Genomic DNA, 17,663 nt, shown 5'->3' on the forward strand with positions numbered 1-17,663 from the left:
GGCGCAGCCCGCATCGCCGGCGCGTGACCACGGCCACCTCCGCCCTCCGGGCGGGGGTGGCCGTGGCATGCCCACCGGGGGCCGAGAATGGGCGGGTGATCGTCGACAAGGCCGTGTACATCGAAGGCGTCCGCCATCCCTGCGGCGACCCCAGCACCGAGTTGGAACGTCTCCGCGAGCAGGGTCAGGGGTTCCTGTGGATCGGGCTGAAGGATCCCGCGCCCGCGGAGTTCGCCGCCGTCAACGACGAGCTGCGTCTCCACCCGCTCGCCGTCGAGGACACCCTCACCGGAAATCAGCGCGCGAAGATCGACTTCTACGAGGAGAACGTCTTCGTCTCGCTCAAGACGTTGCGCTACGTCGAGGCGACGAGCGACGTCGAGACGGGCGAGCTCATGATGTTCGTCGGCGACCGGTTCGTCCTCACGATCCGCAACGGGGAGGCCAACCCGCTCGCGGGGTTGCGGGCCTCCCTCGAACGCCGCCCGGAGCGTCTGAAGATCGGGCCGTTCGCGGTGATGCACGCCGTCCTCGACCACATCGTCGACACGTACCTGCAGATCGACATGGAGCTCGGCAACGACCTCACCGACATCGAGGAGGCCCTCTTCGACGGCGACCAGGACGTGCACGGCGCCGACATCTACAAGCTCAAGCGTGAGGTGCTCGAGTTCAAGCGGGGCGCGGTGCCGCTCGTCATCCCGCTGCGGCGCCTCTGCTCGGGCGACGCGCGTTCGCTCGTGCCGAAGAAGCTGCGGCCGTTCTTCGCCGACGTCCTCGACCACCTCATGCAGGTCGTCGACCATGCGGAGGGCTACGACCACCTGCTGTCGGACATCCTCTCGGCCTACCTCTCGCAGGTCTCCGTCCAGCAGAACGAGGACATGCGCAAGATCTCGGCGTGGGTCGCCATCGCCGCTCTGCCGACGATGATCGCCGGCATCTACGGCATGAACTTCGACAACATGCCCGAACTGCACATGCAGTACGGCTACTACGTCGTCCTCGGCGTCATCGTCACCGCCTGCGTCGTGCTCTACGTCCAGTTCCGCCGCTCCGGCTGGCTCTGAGGCCCGTCCGCAGCATACGTCGACGGGGTCGGCCCGGTTAAGGACCGACCCCGTCGTGCGTCTCAGGCCTGGGGCGCCTGCTCCCTGCCGATGAGGTCGGCGCGCTGGTCGTCGAGCTCGTCCGTGTCGAGCGCGGCGAGCGCCTCCGCGGAGAACCCGAAGAAGTAGGTCGCCGCCCACCCGGTGAGGTACCCGACGAGGAGCCCGCCGCCGTAGACGAGGGCGGCCGCACCCATCCCGGCGTCCCCGGTGACGAGGGGGAACAGCGCCCATCCACTCGGGCCGATCGCGGTGGAGCCGACGGTCGTGCCGAGCGCGTCGAAGAACCCGATGAACCCGCCGCCGAAGGCGCCACCGATGCAGGCGGTGACGAAGGGTCGACCGAGCGGCAGGGTGACGCCGTAGATCAACGGCTCCCCGACACCCAGCAGACCCGCAGGCAGCGCCGACGTGATCGTGTTGCGGAGCGAACGGTTGTGCTTGGCGCGCATGTAGACCGCCACCGAAGCCCCTACCTGCCCGGCGCCCGCCATCGCGAGCACGGGCAGAAGGATCGTGTAGCCGGCCTGGGCGATGAGCGTCGTGTGGATCGGGATGAGCGCCTGGTGCAGGCCGAACATGACGAGCGGGAGGAAGAGGCCGCCGAGGACGAACCCGGCCGGGGCACCGCCCGTCTGCAGCAGTCCGTTGGCGGCGACACCGATGCCACCGGCGATCCAGCCGGCGAGCGTCATGAAGACGTAGAGGGTGACGAGCCCCGCGACGAGCACCGTGACGGTCGGGACGACGAGCATCGCGATCGAACGGGGGCACCACCTGCGGCACCACCGCTCGACGAACGCGGCGAGAACGGCGGCGAACAGGGCGCCGATCACGCCGCCCTGGCCGGGCGCGAGGGCCTGGCCGAGGACCGTCACCTTCGCGACCCCGGCGAACGGGATGATCGCCGCCACGGCACCACCGAGGATCGGGGTGCCGCCGAACTCCTTCGCCGCGTTCATGCCGACGAAGACGGCGATGAGGCTCATGAACCCGTTGGCCATCGCGGCGAGGGCAGGGGTGATGCCTGCGGCCCACGGCGTGATCCCACGGGTCGTGAGGTTCAGGAGCACCCCGTTGAGGCCCGCGATGATGCCGCAGGCGATGAGGGCCGGAATGAGCGGCAGGAAGATGTTCGCCACCCGCCGCAGGAGACGCTTGACCGGCGTCTCGTTCCGCGCCTTGCGTTCGGCCTTGAGGTGTTCACCGCGAGCGGCGAGGGCCTCGGCGCTCGTCGCGCTCGTGGCGTCGGGCGCCGTGGACCCCGCCGACGCGGGCGTCCCGGGATCGTCGCCCTCCGTGACGGTCACCTGCGTGAGGCGCCCCATCTCACCGGCGACCTCGTCGACGAGGCCGGGGCCGAGGACGACCTGCATCGTCGGGCCGGGGACGACGCCGAGCACCTTCGGGATCGCCTTCAGGGCATCGACGTCGACCGCGTCTGTGTTCCGCACCCCGATCCGCAGCCGCGTCATGCAGTTCTCGATGTCGTGGATGTTGTCGGCGCCGCCCAGGGCGTCGAGCACCTGTCGGGACAGCGCTGTCACCGTGCTCATGGGATCTCCGTCTCGGTCGTGGGGGACGTCGTGGGGGACGTGGTGGTGGTGTCGCCGGATCCAGCCGCGAGGGCTGCGCGAAGGACCCCGTCTGCACGCTCGAGTTCGGCGTCGACGCGGTCGCGCGGCCACCCGGTGAGGATCGCGAGGACGGCGTCCTTGGCGCGGCCGCCGTGATCGGCGAGAGCGCGGGTCACCGTGGCGTCGTCGGCGCCGGTCGCGGTGGTGACGATGCGGTGGGCCCGGTCGCGCAGTTTCTCGTTCGTGGCGCGGACGTCGACCATGAGGTTGCCGTACGTCTTGCCGAGGCGGACCATCGCGCCCGTCGTGATCATGTTGCAGACGAGCTTCTGCGCCGTTCCCGCCTTGAGTCGCGTCGATCCGGCGACGACCTCGGGGCCGACGACGACCTCGATCGCCACGTCCGCGGCCCGCCCGAGGGGGGAGCCCGCGTTGCACGCGAGCCCGATGGTGCGGGCACCGCGGCGGTGCGCCTTCTCGACGGCGCCGACCGCGTACGGGGTCCGCCCGGACGCCGAGATCCCGACGACGACGTCCGTCGGGCCGATACCCAGTCGCGCGAGATCGTCCACGGCGCCGTCGCGGTCGTCCTCGGCGCCCTCGACGGCCGTCGTGAGAGCGGTCGGGCCGCCCGCGATGAGGCCGACGACGCGGGAGGGGTCGGTGTCGAACGTGGGCGGGCACTCCGAGGCGTCGAGGACCCCGAGCCGTCCCGCGGTGCCGGCGCCGGCATAGACGAGGCGGCCGCCCGCGCCGAACGCCTCGACGACGAGGTCGACGGCCTCGGCGATGCGGGGAAGCTGCGTCGCGACCGCCTTCGGGACCGTCGCGTCCTGCGCGTTGATCCGGGTGAGGAGATCGAGGGTGTCGAGCCGGTCGATGTCCCCGAAGACGGGGTCCACCTGCTCGGTCGTGAGGCGCCAGAGGCCCTCGGCCCGGACGGCGTCGTCGGGCGGGAGGTCGGGCACGTCGGTGGTCATCGGTCAGGACTCCTCGGGTGGGGTGTGGGTGCCGGTGGGACGACGGTGGCGGGGCGCGAGGGCGTGCCACGACTCGTCGATCGCCGCGCGGGCCCGATCGAAGGTGCGTTGGGAGACGAGCGTGAACAGCACGTCGATGACGAACATCTGCCCCGTGCGGGAGGCCATCGCCGCAGGTCGAAGCGCGCTCTCGCGGGCGCTCACGCTGAGCAGCGTGACGTCGGCCGCGGTCACCGGGCTCCCGGGCCGGGCGGTCACGGCGATCGTGGGGATGCCCGCCCGGCGCGCGCGTTCGAGGGGTTCGACGACGTCCACGGTCGACCCCGAGGAGGAGACGACGACGAGGAGGTCGTCCGGGTGGAGCACGACGGCGGCGGTCATCGCGGCGTGGCCCTCGACGAGGGCCTGCGCGAGGACACCGATGCGGGCGAGCTTGCCGGCGAGGTCGAGCGCGACGAGGCCGGAGGCCGCGATGCCGACGACGACGACGCTGCGGGCCGCGACGACCATGTCGGCCGCCCGTTCGAGGGCGTCCCGGTCGAGGGTGGCGGCGGTGTCGCCGATCGCGGCGCACTCCTCGGCCGCGAGCTTCGCGACCGTCGCCTCGACATCGTCGTCCCGGCTGACGTCGCTCGTGACGAGGCGTGACGGGAGGTCACCGGCGGCTCCGGCGGCGAGGGCGATCTGCGTGCGCAGGTCCCGGTATCCGCGATACCCCGCCGAGGTGGCGAGCCGGACGACCGTCGACTCGCTCGTCCCGACCCGCTCGGCCAGCGCCGCCAGCCCGAGTCCGGCGACCGCCGTCGGGTCGTCGAGGATCTGCTGGGCGACCCGCCGCGGCTCCGGCGACAACGTGGGCAGGACGCGTCGCAGCGCCGCCGTGAGTGGCGTCGGGGTCGGGGTCGGCGTGACGCCGTTCACCGTCCGCGACTCGTGGAGGCGGGCCCCCGGTAGCCGAGGCCACTGCCACGACGGAACAGAACCGAACCGTCGGCGGCCGGGATGTCCACCGGAAGGCGCCCGCGCGGATCGTTCTCGCCCACGAGCGTCCGGACCAGGGACTCCAACGCCACGGGCACCCAGGAGTACGTGGCGAGGTAGGCATCCACCTGCGGGAGATGCGCGATGTCGTAGGGGTTCCGCACCGCGGCGACGACGATCGGGCGCCCCGTGGCACGCAGCGCCTCGACGAGACGCATCTGCGGGGAGTCCGCCGCGACGTTGTACGTCGTGACGAGGACGGCGTCGGCCAGACGGGTCGCCCCGACCGCGGCCTCGATCTGCGCGGGCGTGGGCGTGGCGCCCGTCGTCGCTCGCGTGACGGTGGCACCGCGCACGCGAAGCGCCGACTCGAGGACGTCGTGGGTGGTCTCACCGCTGCTCCACCCGACGAGTGCGATGCGACGACCACGCACCCGGGCGGGCAGCACGCCCTCGTTGCGGAGGAGCGTGGTGGAGTCGTCGGAGACGCGCGCGGCGATGCGCCGGTGATCGGGCCGGCCGACGATCCGCCCGACGGCCGCCTCGTCGACGATCGGACGGGCGACGACGCCCCGCACGGCCTTGAGTTGCAGATGCCGAAGGACCGACTCGTCGAGTCGACGCATCGGGATCCGGCCGGCGCGCACCGCCTCGAGCACGGCGGTGTAGGCCGTGGGGACGTCGGGGGACTGGACGAGCATGTCGGCCCCGGCGAGGATCGCGCGCACCGCGACCTCGTCGTCGCCGTACTTCTGCCTGACGCCGGCCATCATGAGGCCATCCGTCGCGACGAGCCCGCGGAACCCCAGGCGCTCGCGGAGGAGGCCCGTCAGGATCGGCCGGCTGAGGGTCGCCGGGTCGCCGGAGGCGTCGAGCGCGGGGACGACGAGGTGGCCCGACATGACGACGTCGACCCCGGCGTGGATCCCGGCCGCAAACGGCGGGAGGTCGACGCGGGTCCACTCGTCGAGGTCGTGGGTGATCGTCGGGAGGCCGACGTGAGAGTCGACGGCCGTGTCGCCGTGCCCGGGGAAGTGCTTGATGGCCGCACTCACCCCGTGGGGGGCCTGCAACCCTGCCACCTGGGCCTTGACGACGGCCGAGACGAGAGAGGGGTCGGAGCCCGCCGAACGCACCCCGATGATCGGGTTGGCGGGGTTCACATTGACGTCGGCATCGGGGGCGAAGTCCATCGTCACGCCCATCGCCCGCAGCTCGGCGGCGGTCACCCGACCGGCCGCCATCGCGTCACCGGAGTTGCGGGTGGCGCCGAGCGCCATCGCGCCGGGGAACAGCGTCGCGGGAGGACCGATGCGGGTGACGACGCCCTGCTCCTGATCCACCGAGATCGTGAGCGGCACGGGGACCCGGGCGGCGAGGGCCGCCTTCTGGAGACCGTTGGAGAGCCTCGCGATCTGGCGTGGGTCGTTCACGTTGTTCGACCACGCGAAGTAGAGGATCCCTCCGAGGTGGTACTTGGCCACGGCTTCGGCGCCGGTACGGACCCCGAACATCGTGAGGTTCTTCGCTGCCTCCTCGTCGGTGACGTCCGTCGCGCTCGCGCCGTGGACGTAGCACGTGAAGAGCTGCCCGACCTTCTCCTCCACCGTCATCCGACGTAGGACGCGTCGCGCCCAGGCGCGGTGGCGGGGTGCGCTCCCCGGGAGGGTCACCTCGTCGGAGACAGGGGGAGGGGTGGGACGGTGACCGGTGGTCGCGGCGACTGCGGCGTCAGGGGCGGCGGCGAAGGGCAGGGCGGCCGAGCCGAGCGCCAGCCCCTGCAGGACGGCACGTCGATCGATCTGGGGCATCCTCGGTCTCCTCGTCGAGACAGTGAATAGAAACTCCTCGCACTGTAAGAGTAACGTGACTACTTTTTGCTGTTTTCGCTCGCGTGAGTTGGTCGGGTCGTTCTGGGGCCGCGCAGGGCGGTGGGCGCGTGACGGCGGCGGTTCACGAGCGGAGGCACATCCCCGAGGTGCCGTGGGGCACCCTCGGGCCGGGCAGGGGACAGGCGACGTCGCCCGGACCGAGGGGTCCGGGCGTCGTCGTGAGGTCCGTCGTGGCTCAGCGGAACTGCGACTCGATGCGGGAGATCTCGTCGGGGGTGAGGTCGAGGTCGGCGGCGCGGGCGGAGTCGGTGATCGACTCGGGCCGGCTCGCGCCGGGGATTGGGACGACGTGCTCGCCCAGCGACAGCTCCCACGCGAGGACGACCTGCTGCGGGCTCACACCGCGGGCCTCCCCGATCTCGTGGAACGCCGGGTAGGTGACGCCGACGTCCCTGCTGTGGCCGCCGGTGCCGCCGAGCGGACTCCAGGGGAGGAACGCGACGCCGAGCTCCCCGCAGTGCTCGAGTTCGTCACGGCTGCTGCGGAACCGGGGCGAGAACTCGTTCTGCACCGACGCGAGACCGCCCTCGCCGAGGACCTCGAGGGCCACGTCGATCTCCTCGACGTTCGCGTTCGAGATGCCGACCGCGCGGATCTTGCCCTCCTCCTGCAGCTCCTTGAGGGTGGCGACGCACTCGCCGTACACGCGCCACCGGTCGGGCCGATGCCACTGGTAGAGGTCGATGACGTCGCGCCGCAACGCCCGCAGAGACGCCTCGACGGCGCTGCGCAGGTACTCGGGGGAGCCGTCCCGGCCCCACGTCTCGCCCTCGCCGCGGGTGATGCCGCCCTTCGTCGCGACGGCGACGTCGCCGGTGTCGCCGTAGGAGGCGAGGGCCTCCGCGACGATCTCCTCGTTGTGGCCCATCGCGTCCCAGGAGGGCGCGTAGATGTCGGCCGTGTCGATGAACGTCACGCCCGCGCCGAGGGCGGCGTGGACCGTCGCAATGGCCTGATCACGGTCGGGGCGGGCGTTCGCACCCATCGAGAGGGGCATCGCGCCGAGGCCGATCGCCGACACCGTGAACGGCCCGAGATGTCGAGACTTCATGGCCAGACGATAAGGGCAGGAGCGCCTCCCGGTCTCGCCCACCGCGCCGGACCACCCGTCCTCGGCCCCGGGCGCCGTGGCCTCGGCGGGTTTCGAGAGACGCGATCACGGGCAACGAGAGGACATGACGACCAGCGTTCCCACCCTGACCCTGCGTGCCGGCGACGGCACCGTCGACATCCCCCAGCTCGGCTTCGGCACCTGGGAGATCCCGGACGAGGACGTCACCGACGCCGTGCTCCGCGCCCTCAAGACGGGCTACCGCAGCATCGACACGGCGGCCATCTACGGCAACGAGGAGGGCGTCGGCCGCGCCCTGCGCCAGACGGAGATCCCCCGCGAGGACATCTTCCTCACCACCAAGGTGTGGAACGACCGCCAGGGCTTCGACTCCACCCTCGAGGCGATGGACGAGTCCCTCGCCAAGCTCGGCACCGACTACGTCGACCTCTACCTCATCCACTGGCCCACCCCCGCCAAGGACGCCTACGTCGACACGTGGAAGGCGCTCCTCGAACTCCGCAAGCGCGGCAAGGCCAAGGCCGTGGGCGTCTGCAACTTCCACGCCCAGCACCTGCAGCGCCTCGCCGACGAGACGGGCGAGCTACCCGCCGTCAACCAGATCGAGGTGCACCCCTACCTCGCGCAGAACGAGCTGCGGACGTTCAATGCCGAGCACGACATCGTCACCGAGGACTGGAGTCCCCTCGGCGCGCGGCTCAACATCATCGAGGACCCGGTCGTCGGCTCCATCGCCAACGCCACCGGCAAGACCCCGGCCCAGGTCATCCTCCGCTGGCATCTCCAGATCGGCTCCGTCGTCATCCCCCGCTCGACCAAGCCGACCCGCATCGAGTCGAACTTCGGCCTCTTCGACTTCGAACTCACCGACGCCCAGTTGGACTCGATCCGCGGGCTCGACGAGAACAAGCGCTCCGGCCCCGACCCCGACGAGTTCAACGTCGGCGCCTGAGCCACGCCACACGCACGACGGCGGCCGACCCCCTCGAGGGTCGGCCGCCGTCGCGTGTCTCGAGGTGGACCGGGACTCAGCCGCAGTCGCAGATCCCACTCGCGGGGAGCTGGACGAAGCAGCGCGGGCAGATCTTCGGCGCCGGCTCCTCCTTCGCCTTGCTCTTCGTCGCGGCCTTCGACGCCGACCCGGCGGTCGAGGGCTTCGTGCTCCCCGACGTCGACGCCGGACGCGTGCCCGCCCGCGGCGTGCGGGTGCGCTTGGGCATCTCCGGCGCGGGACGCGGCGGCGGGGGCGGGGTCTCCGCCGGGAGCAGATCGACGACGCCGAGGCGCTCGGCGAGCGTCACCGCCTCGGGGATGGCCTGCCACAGCGCGCCGTGACGCACCCGGAACCGTGTGCGTTCACCGCCCCGCCAACTGCCGTAGACCGCGCCCGGGCCGCCACGGGAGTGGAAGTGCTCCCACAGGCCCGGCGACCGCTTGACGACGAACAGGTCGTCCCCGTCACGCATGAGCACCGCCGAGTGCCCGTCGCGGGTCTCGGCGAGGATCGCGACCGCGGCCGTCGCGGGCTCGAGGAGCGTCACGCCACCCATCGCGGCGTCGCCCGCGGGGATCGAGACGCGCAACGCCGCGTCGCCGAGGACCTCGTGGGCGAAGCCGCGCCGCTCGATCTCACCCACGACCTCCGTGAGCGCCTGACGCCCGGTCTCCGTCGGCACCGCGGTCTCGCCGCTCCCACCGTCCTCGTCGACGCCGGTGGGGGCGGGGTCGTGGGCCGCCTCCTGCGTCATGTCGTCGTTGTCGTCCGTGCCCGTCGTGTGGATCGATTCCACGTGCGCCTCCCTGATCGTGCGGTGCGGGCGCCCGACGATCGTCGACCGCGCCGAAACCGCCGGACAGCCTACTGACCCATCGGTCCGCCCCCGACGCCCGGGAGGACAAGCACGCCCGAACTCCCGACGACACCCGGTCACCCGGGGCGTCGGCGTCACCTTCGTCGGGCCCCGGTCGATGGGAAGGGCAGCACCCGGTCGGGCGGCGCCCAGGTGGGCGCTCGGGGGAGGACGGGATCGGAGGGACGCCATGGCACGTGAGGAGACACGTGAGGAGACACGTGTGGAGACACGTGAGGACATGTCGCTGCTCCATCCCGGATGGGACCCGGGGCGACGTCGGCAGGACCGTCGGCGACCCCGCCGGGGCGCGACGGTAGCGGTCCTCGTCCTCGTCGCCGTGGCGGCGGTCGTCGCGCTCCTCCCGTTCCGGCAGGCGGCGCGGACGGAGGATTCGGGGCGCGAACCGGCCTTCCCGGCCGAGACGCTCTCCTCCGCGCCCACGCCGGTCGAGTCGAGGCCCCCGACCGGAAACCCCGAATGGGACGCCGGGAGTCCCCAGGTACCCCCTGCCGTGCTGCCCACGCCGGTGCGCCCGGCGACGGCGGCGCCCGCGACCGCGGAGGCGCCGGCCTGCCGTGTCGACGACCTCTCGCTCGTCGTCCACGGGTGGTCGACGTGGCTCGGCGCGAACGGCACGACCACCCTCACCGCGACGAACCGGACGTCGGCGTCCTGCCTGCTCGGCGGATGGCCCGAGCTGCGTCTCGAGCAGGGCGGGCGCCCCCTCGCCCTCACGATGCAGCAGAGCGCGACCGACCTCGACCACCGCGAGGTGCCGGTGGCGCGCCTCCTCCTCGCACCGGGCACGAGCGCGTCGTCGACGCTGTGGTGGCGCGGGTACGGCACCGCGGCCGACCACGCCGCCCCGCAGCGCCTCACGGTGCGTCTCGGCGACGTCGAGCGGCGCCTCGTGCCCCTGCCCGGTGACCCCGCCTACGCCCCCGATCCCGACGGCCCCGACTCCCCGGCGCCGTTCGACCTGATCGACGGCGGCACGATCTCCCTCACTCCCTGGCGGCCCGCCGCGTGGTGACAGCCGCGAGACGTCGGCGGGTGCGCCCGCATCGAGGGCCCACCTCGCCCGGCACTCCGTCATACAACGATGGATGCGGGGGGCACCCGGCAACGACCCCGTGGCCGTGACCAGGGCGGATGCGGCCTGCGTCGAGGCGAAGGGGCCTCGGGCCGCATCGGTGGACGACGGAGAGCCGGAGATCGCGCGGGAGGGTCCGAATTTTGCGCACGGCCGGGGGATGCCGATGGGTCGTTCCCGCCAGAACCCGGCAGCCGCGGGAATAGCGTTCCCGCATGAAGCCACTCGTGATTCGCAGTGCGATCGTCGCGTCCCTCGGCGGGTTGATCTTCGGGTTCGACACCGCTGTCATCTCCGGAGCCGAGGAGTCCGTCCAGCGGGTCTTCGGGTTGTCCGACGGCATGCTCGGGTTCACCGTGACGACGGCGCTGCTCGGCACGATCCTCGGCGCCCTCACGGCCGGCAAGCCCGCGGATGCCCTCGGCCGCAAGCGTGTCCTCGTCGCCATCGGTGTGCTGTACGTCGTCGGCGCGTTGGGGTCGGCCTTCGCCCCCAACGTGTGGCTGCTGCAGCTCTTCCGGTTCCTCGGCGGCATCGGCGTCGGTGCGTCCTCCGTCGTCGCCCCGATCTACACCGCGGAGGTCGCGCCGCCCGCGAACCGCGGCCGCCTCGTCGGGCTCGTCCAGTTCAACATCGTCCTCGGCATCCTCATCGCCTACGCGTCCAACGCGGTGATCCGGAACATGGTCGAGGGCGACGGTGCCTGGCGGTGGATGCTCGGCGTCATGGCCGTGCCGGCCGTGATCTTCCTCCTGCTCCTCGCGACCGTGCCCGAGACGCCGCGGTGGCTCATGTCCGTCGGCCGCACCGAGGAGGCCGAGGCCACGTCGCGTCGCCTGTGCTCGACCGACGACGAGGCCCGCCTCCAGATCGACGAGATCCGCGCCTCGATGCGTGCCGACGAGAACGCGAAGGACGTGCCGTTCTTCACCCCGGCCCACCGCAAGGTCATCCTCATGGCCGTCGCGATCGCGTTCTTCAACCAGATGTCCGGCATCAACGCGATCCTCTACTACGCCCCGCGCGTCATGCAGGAGGCCGGCGCCTCCCAGAACTCGGCCTACCTCATGAGCGTCGGCGTCGGCGTCGTCAACCTCGTCGCGACGATGACCGCCCTCACCGTCATCGACCGGATGGGGCGCCGCAAGCTCATGCTCGTCGGGTCGATCGGCTACCTCGTGAGCCTCGGGTTCCTCGCCGGCGTGATGTTCTACTACGAGCGCGTCGGCTTCGACTCGACCTCGAGCCTGCTCGTGCTCATCGGTCTCACCGTGTTCATCGCCGCCCACGCGTTCGGGCAGGGCTCGGTGATCTGGGTGTTCATCTCCGAGATCTTCCCCAACCGCATCCGTGGTCGCGGTCAGAGCCTCGGTTCCCTCACGCACTGGGTGTTCGCGGCGATCACGTCGTGGGCGTTCCCGCCCATCGTCGGCGCCCTCGGTGGCGGTGTCGCGTTCTCGATCTTCTTCGTCTGCATGGTCGGACAGCTGCTGTGGGTGCTCAAGGTCATGCCCGAGACGAAGGGTGTGCCGCTCGAGGAGATGGAACGTCGCCTCGGCCTCGGCAGCGCCCGTGATGCCACGCCTGCGCACTGACCTCGTCCCCGCCGTCGCCCCCGGCCCCCGCCGTCCGCGGTGTGGGTCGGGGGCGTTCGTGCGTCCGCCCCGCGCGCGGGGGCCGCTGCCTCGTGAGGCCCGGTCGCGACGATCCACCGGCGGACCCATCGGACACATGAGAGGACCCCGGACGGCAGGCTTCCCCACCGCCGTCCGAGGTCCTTCCCCTCATGCCCGGCCCAGCGGCGACGGGCCGGGTGCCGCACCGGTCGGGGGCCGCACCGGTCGGGAACGGGCACGCTGCGACGCCTGCGCGACGCGGCGGCGGATGCCGGTGACAGCTGGGTCGGCCGGGTCGGTCACGGGGCGTCCCACGCGCAACCCCTCGGGCCGTCGCGTGCACGACCGGGGCGGTTCCGGGGAGGATGGGGCGCGACAGCCGTAGGCGCATCGCCCACACCCGACTCGTCGACACCGTTCGACACGTCTCTTCACGGAGGATTCGACATGACGACGCCCCTCACCGACGACGAGCGCCGGATCGTCACGATCCTCGCCTTCGCCTCCCGGGAGTTCGACCGCGCCCGTGACCTGCTCCTCGGCGACGACGAGCCGGGCGAGCAGGAGGTCGCGGCCGGTGTCGAGGCCGACCCGAAGACGGAGGAGGAGCACAAGGGGGCCGCCCGGAAGGTCCTGTCCGCCGCAGGCGCCGTGGTGGGGGTCGCGGGGCGGCTCGCGCTCGGCTCGGTGCATCCCCGCGCGAAGGGCTGGGACACGGCGAGTCTCGACGACCGGATCGACTGGTGGACCAAGCGGTTCGGCACCGCGGCCGCCGCGCTCGCGGCCGTGCCCGGGCTGGGAGGCAAGATCGGCAAGATGGTCGGGGTCGGTGACGTCGTCGGCGCGGCCGCGCAGATCCTCGTCGTCAACGCCGTCGCCCGTGAGACGGGGCGCGACGACGTGAGCGACCGCGTCGCCGCCGCCGCCCGCATCGTCCTCGGCCACGACCTCGACCCCGCCGCGGTGGACGCCGTCGTCGACGCCCCGGAGGCCCAGCCCGAGCCGGAGGTGCCGGGGGAGGCCGCCGAGGAGAAGGCGGGCATCCTCGGCCGCGTCGGCCGCACGGGTGCGCTCGTGTGGCGGGTCGCCACGCGCATCAAGGGCGTCCGTGCCGATCTCGACGAGCGTCAGCAGGGCGGGTTCCTCTCCCGCGCGGTGAGCAACCTGCCCGGCGTCGGCGCCCTCGGCGCGTTCGTCTCCGAGCGCTCCGGCATCTCCCAGGCCGCCGACAAGGCCCGCGAGGAGTTCGCCGCCTGACGTTCCGCGACGCCCCGTCGCCCCGTCCTCGTGACGGCGCGGCCCTCGCCGACGCCGACGCCGTCCCCCACGCGGGAGGGCGTCGGCGTCGCCGCGCGGGTGGGTGTCCTGCCGTCGTCTGCGATGACGCCCGTCCCCTGCTCTGATGCCGGTGGCGTGAGCCGCGGTTCGCCGCGACAGGACGTGGCGGGGTCGGGGATGCTGGGGCGATGAGCGGCGAGGGTGTGGGCATGCGGTTCGGGGAGGTCGTCGCGACCTCCGCGCAGGTGGGGGCGACCCGCTCCCGCACGACGAAGACGTCTCTCGTCGCCGACGCGCTGCGTCGCGCCGGGGCGGGCGAGGCGCGACTCGTCGCCTCCTACCTCGCCGGGGAGCTCCCGCAGCGCCGCACGGGCGTGGGGTGGCGCTCGCTCACCTCGCTGCCCGAGCCCGCCGACACCTCGACCGTCACCGTCGCCGACGTCGACACCGCGATCACCGAGATCGCCGCGCTCACCGGCGCCGGGTCGGGCGCCCGTCGCGCCACCGCCGTCGCGGCCCTGTTCGGTCGCCTCACCGCGTCCGAACAGGCCTTCCTCCGCGGGTTGCTCACGGGTGAGGTGCGACAGGGCGCGCTCGACGGGGTGCTCCAGGCCGCGGTGGCGGAGGCCGCCGACGTCCCCGTCGCCGCCGTGCGGCGCGCGGTGATGCTCGCCGGGTCGACGACGGCGATCGCCGAGGCCGCGCTCGGAGGCGGTGTCGAGGCGCTCGCGGAGATCGGCCTCGTCGTCGGGCGTCCGCTCCGGCCGATGCTCGCCGGGTCGGCGCCCGACGTCGCCGCGGCGATGACACAGACCGGCGACGGTGCTCCCGTCGCGCTCGAACGCAAGCTCGACGGCATCCGGCTCCAGGCGCACGTCTTCACCGGCGAGGCGCAGGTGGGTGAGAGCGGGGTCGAGGTGCCCGAGGGAGGCCCCTCACCCGACGGGGACGCGGGGATGCCCGGGCGGCGGTCCGTCCGGCTGTTCACCCGCTCCCTCGAGGACATCACCGACCGTCTCCCCGAGGTCGTCGACCTCCTCGCCGCCCTGCCGGTGCGCAGCGCCGTGCTCGACGCGGAGGCGATCGCCCTCCGACCCGACGGACGCCCACACCCGTTCCAGGTGACGGGCGCCCGCACCGCGAGCCGCACCGACCCGGCGGCCCTCGCCGCGACGACGCCGGTGACGACGTTCGCGTTCGACCTCCTCCACCTCGACGGGGAGGACCTCCTCGACGTCCCCGCGGGCCACCGGTTCGCCCGCCTCGCGGCGCTCCTGCCGGAGGAGGCGCTCGTGCCGCGGCTCGTCACCGCCGACCCCGAGGAGGGTGCGGCGTTCTTCGACGCCCAGATCGCCGCCGGTCACGAGGGCGCCGTCGTCAAGAACCTCGACGCCTCCTACGCGGCGGGTCGTCGCGGGGCGGGGTGGGTCAAGGTCAAGCCGCGCCACACCCTCGACCTCGTCGTCCTCGCCGTCGAATGGGGCGGAGGCCGTCGCCGGGGCACGCTGTCGAACATCCACCTCGGGGCGCGCGACCCGGAGGCGTCGGGCGGATTCGTCATGCTCGGCAAGACGTTCAAGGGCATGACCGACGAGATGCTCCAGTGGCAGACGCGGCGGTTCCTCGAGCTCGAGACGCACCGCGAGGGGCACGTCGTCCACGTGCGGCCCGAGCAGGTCGTCGAGATCGCCTTCGACGGGCTTCAGCGTTCGACCCGCTACCCCGGCGGGCTCGCCCTGCGGTTCGCCCGCGTCCTCCGCTACCGCGACGACAAGACCGCCGGCCAGGCCGACACGATCGAGACCGTCCGCGCCCTCGCTGGCTGACCCGCCCCGTCGCCACCACCGCTCGCGCCACTGCGCCAGGACAACGCCGTGAGAACGGAGTCGATGCGCCGCGCAGGGCATCGGCCCCACGCCGACCTGCGGCGCTACCGACAGTGACCGAATCGAGTCCGTTCTCATGGCGGTACGCGCCCGGCCCCGCGTCGTCGACCGGTTCGACGACGCCGCCGCCGGACGGGGTGCTCGGGTTGCCGCAGCGCGGACGGTCGCGTAGGCAGGACGCATGGGTGCACCCGAGCTGGAGCAGACGTACGCCGCCGCAGTACCGGATCTCTCGACGCCGTGGCGTGCGGCGGAGGTCGCCGAGCCGCGTCTCCTCGCGTTCGACGACGGGTTGGCAGGTGAGCTCGGGCTCGATGCCGCTTGGCTGCGCGGCCCGGAGGGGGTGCGGTTTCTCACCGGGGCCGTGCCGGAGTCGCAGCCGACGTACGCACAGGGCTACGCGGGGCACCAGTTCGGTTCGTACTCACCGGTGCTCGGTGACGGTCGCGCGCTTCTCCTCGGTGAGCTCGTCGCCCCCGACGGCGTGCGTCGAGACCTCCACCTCAAGGGCTCGGGGCGTACGCCTTACGCCCGCGGCGGTGACGGCCTCGCCGCCGTCGGTCCGATGCTGCGCGAGTACCTCATGGGCGTCGCGATGGCGGCGCTCGGCATCCCGACGACGCGGTCGCTCGCGGTCGTCGCGACCGGCGGCGTCGTGCGGCGGGAGCGGCCGCTGCCGGGGGCCGTCCTCGCACGGGTCGCACGGAGTCACCTGCGCGTTGGTACGGTGCAGTACGCCGCGTCGACCGGGCGGCTCGACATCCTTAGCGGCGTCGCCGATCACGCGATCGAACGGCACCACCCCGCCGCCCGCGACGCCGACGACCCCTACCTCGCCCTGTTCGAGGCGGTCGCGCGGGTGCAGGCGGAACTCGTCGCGCAGTGGATGGGCGTCGGGTTCGTCCACGGCGTGATGAACACCGACAACTGCACCCTCTCGGGCGAGACGATCGACTACGGCCCGTGCGCGTTCATGGACGCCCACGACCCGCGCACGGTGTATAGCTCGATCGACCACGGCGGCCGGTACGCGTACGGCAACCAGCCGGGGATCGTGCAGTGGAACCTCGCCCGCCTGGGAGAGGCGTTGCTGCCGTTGATCGGTCGCGCGCAGGGCGAGCTCGACGGGCAGGCGTTGTCCGAGCCGACCGAGGCCGCCGTCGAGGCGGCGACCGACGTCCTCGCGCGGTTCCCGGAGTTCTACGACGCGGCGTACCTGCCGCTCATGGCCCGCAAGCTCGGTATCGACGCCGACGCCGCGGGGGAGGGCCTGCGCGGGATCGTCACCGATGCGCTCGCGATGCTCACCGCCGCGCGCGTCGACCACACGCGGTTCTTCCGCGACCTGGCGGCCGGCACCGCACGCGACCTGTTCGACGACCCGGCGCCCTTCGATGCGTGGGTGCAGCGCCGCGACGCCGTCACCGGCTCCGACCGCGAGGCGACGACGGCCGCGATGCGCGCGGTGAATCCGCACGTCGTCCCCCGCAACCACGTCGTCGAGGACGTCCTCGCCGCGGCGACCGAGGGTGACCTCGCCCCGTTCGAGCGGGTCGTCGAGGCCCTCCGGCATCCGTACGACGACGAGACGACCGTCCCCGACCTCGCCCACCCCGCCCCGCAGACCGCGGCCCCGCACGTCACGTACTGCGGCACCTGAGCGGACGCGCGGGTCAGACGACCGCGGCGGGCGCGGCGGCCGGCGTCACCCCTCGCTGAGGGGCCGGCGCCCGCGGCGGGAGTCGAAGATGAGGGAGGTCTCGGCGTGGGCGACCCCGGAGCGGGTCGTGAGGTGGTCGAGGACGAAGTCGCGCAGGTCGCCGGCCGTCGGCTGGGCGACGTGGACGTAGAAGTCGGTGCCGCCGGAGACGTGGAGGAGGCTCACGACGCCGGGGAGGTCGGGCACCGCGGCGGTGAACTCCTCGATGTCGGCGCGGGCGTGCCCGGCGAAGCGCACGGCGACGATCGCCTCGACGCCACGCCCGACGGTCGCCGGATCGACGTCGGCGTGGACCCCGCGGATCACGCCGCGCTCCCGCAGCGACCGCACGCGCGCGAGGCACGTCGACTCGGCGAGGCCGCTCTCACGGGCGAGCTGCGCGTTCGACATGCGGCCGTCCTCCTCGAGGAGGGCGAGCAGTGTGCGGTCGACCTCGTCGAGGGGGCGGGGATCGTCCTGGCGGGTCATCGGCGGCCGTCTCTCGGCTGGGGGAAGGAGCGACGCGACGTCGACACCGCGTCCCGCCCAGCGTAGAACGATCCGTGGGGGAAGATCCTGCGAAACGATTGACCATCCGCCGCAGGATCCGCAGACTGTGAGCAGCCG

14 protein-coding genes are annotated in these 17,663 nt (G+C 72.7%); 7 read left to right on the plus strand and 7 right to left on the minus strand.

All coding sequences use genetic code 11. The features are described from left to right. Positions 1-95: 95 nt before the first annotated feature. On the plus strand, positions 96-1,070 hold the full coding sequence (gene corA, locus MOPEL_RS00135) for a magnesium/cobalt transporter CorA (protein WP_009480844.1): 975 nt from the start codon (positions 96-98) through the stop codon (positions 1,068-1,070). Between the two features lie 62 nt (positions 1,071-1,132). On the opposite strand, the gene MOPEL_RS00140 is transcribed toward corA, so the two are convergent. The 5 genes from MOPEL_RS00140 to MOPEL_RS00160 all read right to left on the minus strand — a co-directional run bounded on the left by MOPEL_RS00140 (position 1,133) and on the right by MOPEL_RS00160 (position 7,590). Then, entirely contained in the window at positions 1,133-2,665 is a 1,533-nt protein-coding gene (locus tag MOPEL_RS00140; protein WP_009480845.1) for a PTS transporter subunit EIIC, read from the minus strand. Then, a complete protein-coding gene (gene murQ / locus MOPEL_RS00145; protein WP_009480846.1) occupies positions 2,662-3,666 on the minus strand; it encodes an N-acetylmuramic acid 6-phosphate etherase in 1,005 nt (334 codons plus the stop codon). Before murQ ends, MOPEL_RS00140 begins: the two co-directional genes overlap by 4 nt. A gap of 3 nt (positions 3,667-3,669) precedes the next feature. Next, positions 3,670-4,587, minus strand: coding sequence for a MurR/RpiR family transcriptional regulator (locus MOPEL_RS00150; protein WP_009480847.1), 918 nt, complete (start codon positions 4,585-4,587; stop codon positions 3,670-3,672). Then, on the minus strand, positions 4,584-6,458 hold the full coding sequence (locus tag MOPEL_RS00155; protein WP_009480848.1) for a glycoside hydrolase family 3 protein: 1,875 nt from the start codon (positions 6,456-6,458) through the stop codon (positions 4,584-4,586). Before MOPEL_RS00155 ends, MOPEL_RS00150 begins: the two co-directional genes overlap by 4 nt. Positions 6,459-6,714: 256 nt before the next feature. Then, a complete protein-coding gene (locus MOPEL_RS00160) occupies positions 6,715-7,590 on the minus strand; it encodes an aldo/keto reductase (RefSeq protein ID WP_040632121.1) in 876 nt (291 codons plus the stop codon). A gap of 124 nt (positions 7,591-7,714) precedes the next feature. On the opposite strand from MOPEL_RS00160, the gene MOPEL_RS00165 reads away from it, so the two are divergent. Further along, on the plus strand, positions 7,715-8,563 hold the full coding sequence (locus tag MOPEL_RS00165) for an aldo/keto reductase (protein ID WP_009480850.1): 849 nt from the start codon (positions 7,715-7,717) through the stop codon (positions 8,561-8,563). Positions 8,564-8,639: 76 nt separating this feature from the next. On the opposite strand, the gene MOPEL_RS17495 is transcribed toward MOPEL_RS00165, so the two are convergent. After that, the gene (locus tag MOPEL_RS17495) at positions 8,640-9,401 is read right to left on the minus strand and encodes a hypothetical protein (protein ID WP_009480851.1); all 762 of its coding nucleotides are present in this window, start codon (positions 9,399-9,401) and stop codon (positions 8,640-8,642) included. A 283-nt stretch (positions 9,402-9,684) separates the two neighbouring features. Here MOPEL_RS17495 and MOPEL_RS00175 point away from each other — a divergent pair, with 283 nt between their 5' ends. The 5 genes from MOPEL_RS00175 to MOPEL_RS00195 all read left to right on the plus strand — a co-directional run bounded on the left by MOPEL_RS00175 (position 9,685) and on the right by MOPEL_RS00195 (position 16,997). After that, the gene (locus tag MOPEL_RS00175; protein WP_040632123.1) at positions 9,685-10,497 is read left to right on the plus strand and encodes a DUF4232 domain-containing protein; all 813 of its coding nucleotides are present in this window, start codon (positions 9,685-9,687) and stop codon (positions 10,495-10,497) included. A 275-nt stretch (positions 10,498-10,772) separates the two neighbouring features. After that, on the plus strand, positions 10,773-12,152 hold the full coding sequence (locus tag MOPEL_RS00180; RefSeq protein ID WP_009480853.1) for a sugar porter family MFS transporter: 1,380 nt from the start codon (positions 10,773-10,775) through the stop codon (positions 12,150-12,152). 468 nt (positions 12,153-12,620) lie between these two features. After that, entirely contained in the window at positions 12,621-13,430 is an 810-nt protein-coding gene (locus tag MOPEL_RS00185) for a hypothetical protein (RefSeq protein ID WP_009480854.1), read from the plus strand. 230 nt (positions 13,431-13,660) lie between these two features. Next, entirely contained in the window at positions 13,661-15,277 is a 1,617-nt protein-coding gene (locus MOPEL_RS00190) for an ATP-dependent DNA ligase (RefSeq protein WP_040632158.1), read from the plus strand. Positions 15,278-15,518: 241 nt separating this feature from the next. Next, positions 15,519-16,997 (plus strand): protein adenylyltransferase SelO, encoded by a 1,479-nt coding sequence (locus MOPEL_RS00195; RefSeq protein WP_009480856.1) that lies wholly within the window; start codon positions 15,519-15,521, stop codon positions 16,995-16,997. Positions 16,998-17,042: 45 nt separating this feature from the next. Here the strand turns inward: MOPEL_RS00195 and MOPEL_RS00200 are convergent, their stop codons facing one another. Beyond that, a complete protein-coding gene (locus MOPEL_RS00200; protein WP_009480857.1) occupies positions 17,043-17,525 on the minus strand; it encodes an Lrp/AsnC family transcriptional regulator in 483 nt (160 codons plus the stop codon). Positions 17,526-17,663 lie beyond the last annotated feature (138 nt).

It is taken from the genome of Mobilicoccus pelagius NBRC 104925 (genome assembly GCF_000247995.1).
Classification (GTDB): Bacteria; Actinomycetota; Actinomycetes; order Actinomycetales; family Dermatophilaceae; genus Mobilicoccus; species Mobilicoccus pelagius.

Excerpts from the sequence above, each read along its gene's own strand:
- MOPEL_RS00195 (WP_009480856.1), top strand. The coding sequence starts at position 15,519 with ATGGGTGCACCCGAGCTGGAGCAGACGTACGCCGCCGCAGTACCGGAT.
- MOPEL_RS00140 (WP_009480845.1), bottom strand. The coding sequence starts at position 2,665 with ATGAGCACGGTGACAGCGCTGTCCCGACAGGTGCTCGACGCCCTGGGC.
- MOPEL_RS00200 (WP_009480857.1), bottom strand. The coding sequence starts at position 17,525 with ATGACCCGCCAGGACGATCCCCGCCCCCTCGACGAGGTCGACCGCACA.
- MOPEL_RS00185 (WP_009480854.1), top strand. The coding sequence starts at position 12,621 with ATGACGACGCCCCTCACCGACGACGAGCGCCGGATCGTCACGATCCTC.
- MOPEL_RS00165 (WP_009480850.1), top strand. The coding sequence starts at position 7,715 with ATGACGACCAGCGTTCCCACCCTGACCCTGCGTGCCGGCGACGGCACC.
- MOPEL_RS00190 (WP_040632158.1), top strand. The coding sequence starts at position 13,661 with ATGCGGTTCGGGGAGGTCGTCGCGACCTCCGCGCAGGTGGGGGCGACC.
- MOPEL_RS00180 (WP_009480853.1), top strand. The coding sequence starts at position 10,773 with ATGAAGCCACTCGTGATTCGCAGTGCGATCGTCGCGTCCCTCGGCGGG.
- murQ (WP_009480846.1), bottom strand. The coding sequence starts at position 3,666 with ATGACCACCGACGTGCCCGACCTCCCGCCCGACGACGCCGTCCGGGCC.
- MOPEL_RS00160 (WP_040632121.1), bottom strand. The coding sequence starts at position 7,590 with ATGAAGTCTCGACATCTCGGGCCGTTCACGGTGTCGGCGATCGGCCTC.
- MOPEL_RS00155 (WP_009480848.1), bottom strand. The coding sequence starts at position 6,458 with ATGCCCCAGATCGATCGACGTGCCGTCCTGCAGGGGCTGGCGCTCGGC.